The sequence below is a fragment of the Mycobacterium sp. genome (assembly GCF_049673265.1).
In the GTDB taxonomy this organism is placed as follows: domain Bacteria; phylum Actinomycetota; class Actinomycetes; order Mycobacteriales; family Mycobacteriaceae; genus Mycobacterium.
In genome coordinates, this window is sequence record NZ_JBATXN010000212.1 from 1 (window position 1) to 4,548 (window position 4,548).

1 protein-coding gene is annotated in these 4,548 nt (G+C 67.0%); it reads left to right on the forward strand.

Annotated features, from left to right (window positions below):
• Window positions 1-4,548, forward strand: a 4,548-nt coding sequence (locus WBF82_RS07505) for a beta-ketoacyl synthase N-terminal-like domain-containing protein (protein WP_424382427.1), incomplete at both ends; no start/stop codon positions are given.

Below are 4,548 nucleotides of genomic sequence, written 5' to 3' on the forward strand. Positions count from 1 at the left end.
GGGCAGGCCAACTATGCGGCGGCGAACTCGTTCCTCGATGGGTTGGCGGTGCATCGGCGTGCTCATGGTTTGCCGGCGATCTCGCTGGGCTGGGGTCTGTGGGACCAAGCCAGCGACATGACCGGCGGCCTCGACGACTCGGGCCGAGCCCGGCTGGGCCGCACCGGTGTCTTGGCGCTTTCGACACCGGAGGCGTTGCAGCTGTTCGACACCGCGATGGTGGTCGACGAGCCGTTCCTGCTGCCCGCCCGCATCGACGCCACCGCGCTACGCGCCAATGCGGCGGTGGTGCCGCCGATGTTTGTCGACCTGATCAACGCGCCGACCCGCCGACGGGTCGACGACTCGCTGGCAGCTAGCAAGTCGAAATCCGCACTGGCGCACCGCATCTATGGGCTGGCCGAGGCCGAGCAGCATGCGGTTCTGCTTGATTTGGTGCGTTCGCATATCGCCACGGTGCTGGGCAATACGACACCGGAGGCCATCGACGCCGATAAGGCGTTCCAGGAGCTGGGCTTTGACTCGCTGACCGCGGTCGAGATGCGTAACCGACTCAAAGCTGCCACCGGGCTGGCGCTCTCACCGACCCTGATCTTCGACTACCCGACACCGAGCGGCCTGGCCAGCTATATGCGCGCCGAACTAGCTGGTGTCCCGCAGGAAGTCAAGCAGACACAGACATCCGCAGTCCGCGCTTCCGGCAACGACACGATTGTGATCGTCGGCATGTCGTGCCGCTACCCGGGTGGGGTCGATTCCCCCGCAGCGCTGTGGGACATGCTGGTCGAGGGCCGTGACGTGCTCACCGAATTTCCGAACGACCGGGGCTGGGACCTGCCTGGTCTGTACAACCCCGACCCCGACGTCGTGGGCGCGAGTTACACGCGCACAGGTGGATTCGTCGACGGTGTGGCCGATTTCGACCCCGCATTCTTCGGTATAACGCCGACCGAGGCGCTGGCGATGGATCCCCAGCAGCGACTGTTCCTCGAACTGTCCTGGGAAGCTTTGGAGCGAGCCGGAATTGAGCCCGTCGGGCTTCGGGGCAGCGCCACCGGTGTGTTCGCCGGCGTCTATACCCAGGGCTACGGTCTGGGTTCCGCCGCAACGCCTGAGGGCTTCAGGCTGACCGGGCAATCCTCGAGTGTGGCCTCGGGCCGGGTGTCGTATGCGCTGGGGCTGGAGGGCCCGGCGGTGTCGGTGGACACCGCGTGTTCGTCGTCGTTGGTGGCGCTGCACATGGCGGTGCAGTCGCTGAGGTCGGGGGAATGCGACCTGGCGCTGGCCGGCGGCGTCACCGTCAACGCGACGCCCGACATCTTTGTCGAGTTCAGTCGCATGCGCGGGGTGTCCGTGGATGGGCGGTGCAAGGCATACGCCGGGGCCGCCGATGGCACCGGATTCTCCGAAGGCGGGGGAATGCTGGTGGTGGAACGACTCTCGGATGCCCAGCGGTTGGGTCATCCGGTGTTGGCGGTGGTGCGCGGCTCAGCGGTGAATCAGGATGGCGCCTCCAATGGGTTGACCGCGCCCAATGGGCCCTCCCAGCAGCGGGTGGTCCGGGCAGCGCTTGCCAACGCGGGACTGAGCGCGGCCGATGTGGATGTGGTGGAGGGCCACGGCACCGGCACCACGTTGGGCGACCCGATCGAAGCTCAGGCGCTGCTGGCTACCTACGGGCAAAACCGCTCGCAGCCCCTGTGGTTGGGGTCGATCAAGTCGAACATGGGTCACACGCAGGCCGCGGCGGGGGTGGCCGGTGTGATCAAGATGGTGCAGGCGATGCGACACGAGCTGTTGCCGGCGACGTTGCATGTCGATGAGCCAAGCCCACATGTGGATTGGTCGGCGGGGGCAGTGTCGTTATTGACCGAAGCTCAGCCCTGGCCGGCCGATGCCCACCTGCGCCGCGCCGGGGTGTCGTCATTCGGCATCAGCGGCACCAATGCCCACGTGATCATCGAAGCGGCTCCGGCGGTGGAGGCTGTTGAGGCGGTTGAGCCGGCGGCCGAACCGCCGATCGTGCCGTGGGTCATTTCGGCCAAGAGTGCAGCGTCGCTGAGCAAGCAGGCCACGCGATTGAGTGAATTCCTCGGCGCGCGTGAGCAGTTGGATGCCGTTGATGTGAGTTGGTCGCTGGCGGGCCGCTCGACGTTCGAGCACCGGGCCGTGGTACTCGGTGCTGACCGCCAGGAGCTGTTGAGCAGTTTGGCTGAACTGGCGGACGGACTGCCGGGCGCCGCGGTAATCCAGGGGCATGCCGCCGCGCCCGGCAAGACCGTGTTCGTCTTCCCCGGGCAAGGCGCCCAATGGCTCGGGATGGGCATGGGATTGCATGCCGCCTATCCGGTTTTCACCGAAGCCTTTAACACCGTCGTGGGCGAGCTGGACCGGCATTTGCTGCGGCCGTTGCGCGAAGTCATTTGGGGACACGACGAAAACCTGCTCAATACAACTGAATTCGCACAGCCCGCATTGTTTGCGGTCGAAGTCGCGCTGTACCGGTTACTGGAATCCTGGGGTATGCGGCCCGATTTCCTGATGGGCCACTCCGTAGGCGAATTGACCGCTGCCCACGTCGCCGGCGCTTTGTCGCTGGAGAATGCCGCCGTGCTGGTGGTGGCGCGCGGCCGGTTCATGCAGGCGCTGCCCGACGGCGGCGCGATGATGGCCGTGCAGGCAGGAGAAGACGAGGTGCGACCGCTGCTGACCGACGGCGTCAGTATTGCGGCCGTGAACGGCCCGTCTTCTGTCGTGGTTTCCGGTGACGAGGATGCGGTGACCGCTATCGCCGACCGGCTGCGCGAACAGGGCCGCCGCGTCCACAAGCTTGCCGTTTCACACGCTTTCCACTCTCCGTTGATGGAGCCGATGATCGCCGAGTTCAAAGCGGCGGCCAAGGGGCTCGCGGTCAACGCGCCGAGCATCCCGGTCATTTCGAACGTGACCGGACAATTGGCGGGCGACGACTTCGGGTCGGCCGACTACTGGACCCGGCACATCCGGTCGGCGGTACGGTTCGCCGACAGCATCCGGTTTGCGAATTCGGCTGGGGCCAGTCGATTCCTCGAGGTTGGCCCGGGCGGCGGACTGACCGCATCTATCGAAGAATCGCTCGCTGACGCCGACATCGTGTCGGTCCCGGTGCTGCGCAAAGACCGCCCCGAACCAGCCAGCCTGATGACGGGGCTGGCCCAGGCCTTTGTCTCGGGTGTCGGGGTGGACTGGCGCGCGGCGTTGCCCGGGGCTGGACTCGTGGAGTTGCCGACGTATGCCTTTGAGCGGCGGCGCTTCTGGCTTTCCGGCGATGGCGCTGCTGGCGACGCTGCCGGCCTGGGCTTGACGGCCAGCGAGCACGCGCTGTTGGGTGCGGTGGTGGAGCTGCCGAGCTCGGGCGGTGTGGTGCTGACTGGTCGGCTTTCCGCGGCGTCACAAGCCTGGCTTGCCGATCACGCCGTCGGTGGCGTGGTGGTTTTCCCGGGTGCTGGCTTCGTTGAGCTGGCTATCCGTGCCGGCGACGAAGTCGGCTGCCCGGTCGTTGACGAACTGATGTTGGCCGCGCCGTTAGTGATCCCGGCGACCGGCTCGGTAGCCGTGCAAGTCGTGGTCGGCGGCGCCGACGAAGAAGGCGGCCGGTCGGTGTCGGTGTTTTCCCGCCACGACGAACATTCGGGCTGGACGCTGCATGCCGAAGGTATGGTCCGGCCCGGCACAATAGACCCAGCTGGACCGGGCACCGATATGTCGGTCTGGCCACCGGTGGGCGCGAAGCCGGTCGACATCGACGGCCTCTACCACCGGTTGGCGGCACGCGGATACGGATACGGCCCGGCGTTCCAGGGGCTGACCGCGATGTGGCGTCGCGGCGACGAGGTGTTCGCCGACGTCAGCTTGCCCGCCGATGCCGGCGTATCACCGGCAGGATTCGGTGTGCACCCGGCGGTATTGGACGCGGCTTTGCACGCGGTGATCGTGGCCACCGACAAGGACGACCGCGGCAACGACGGTGTGCTGGTGCCGTTCTCCTGGCAAGGCGTGTCGTTGCATGCGGCGGGGGCGGCGGCGGTGCGGGCACGGATCGCGCCGTCGGGTCCGTCGTCGGTGTCGGTGGAGTTGGCCGACGGGCTGGGGTTGCCGGTGTTGTCGGTGGCATCGATGGTGGCCCGTCCGGTGACGCAGCAACAGTTGATGGCGGCGGTGTCCGGCTCGGGACCCGACCGGATCTTCGAAGTGATCTGGGCGCCCGCGTCGACGGCGACGCAGACCGAGACGCCGTCGCATGATGTCTTCGAATCCGTGGCTGCCGAGGAAGATCCGCTGGCCGCGACCTATCGGCGCACCCACGAAGTGCTGGCCGCGCTGCAATCCTGGTTGGCCGAGCATGACTCAGGAATGCTGGTGGTGGCGACCCGCGGTGCAGTCGCATTACCGGGCGAGGACGTCACCGATCTGGCGGGTGCGGCGGTGTGGGGCTTGGTGCGTTCGGCGCAGACGGAGCATCCCGGCCGGATCGTGTTGGTGGATTCTGATGTGCCCGTTGACGATACG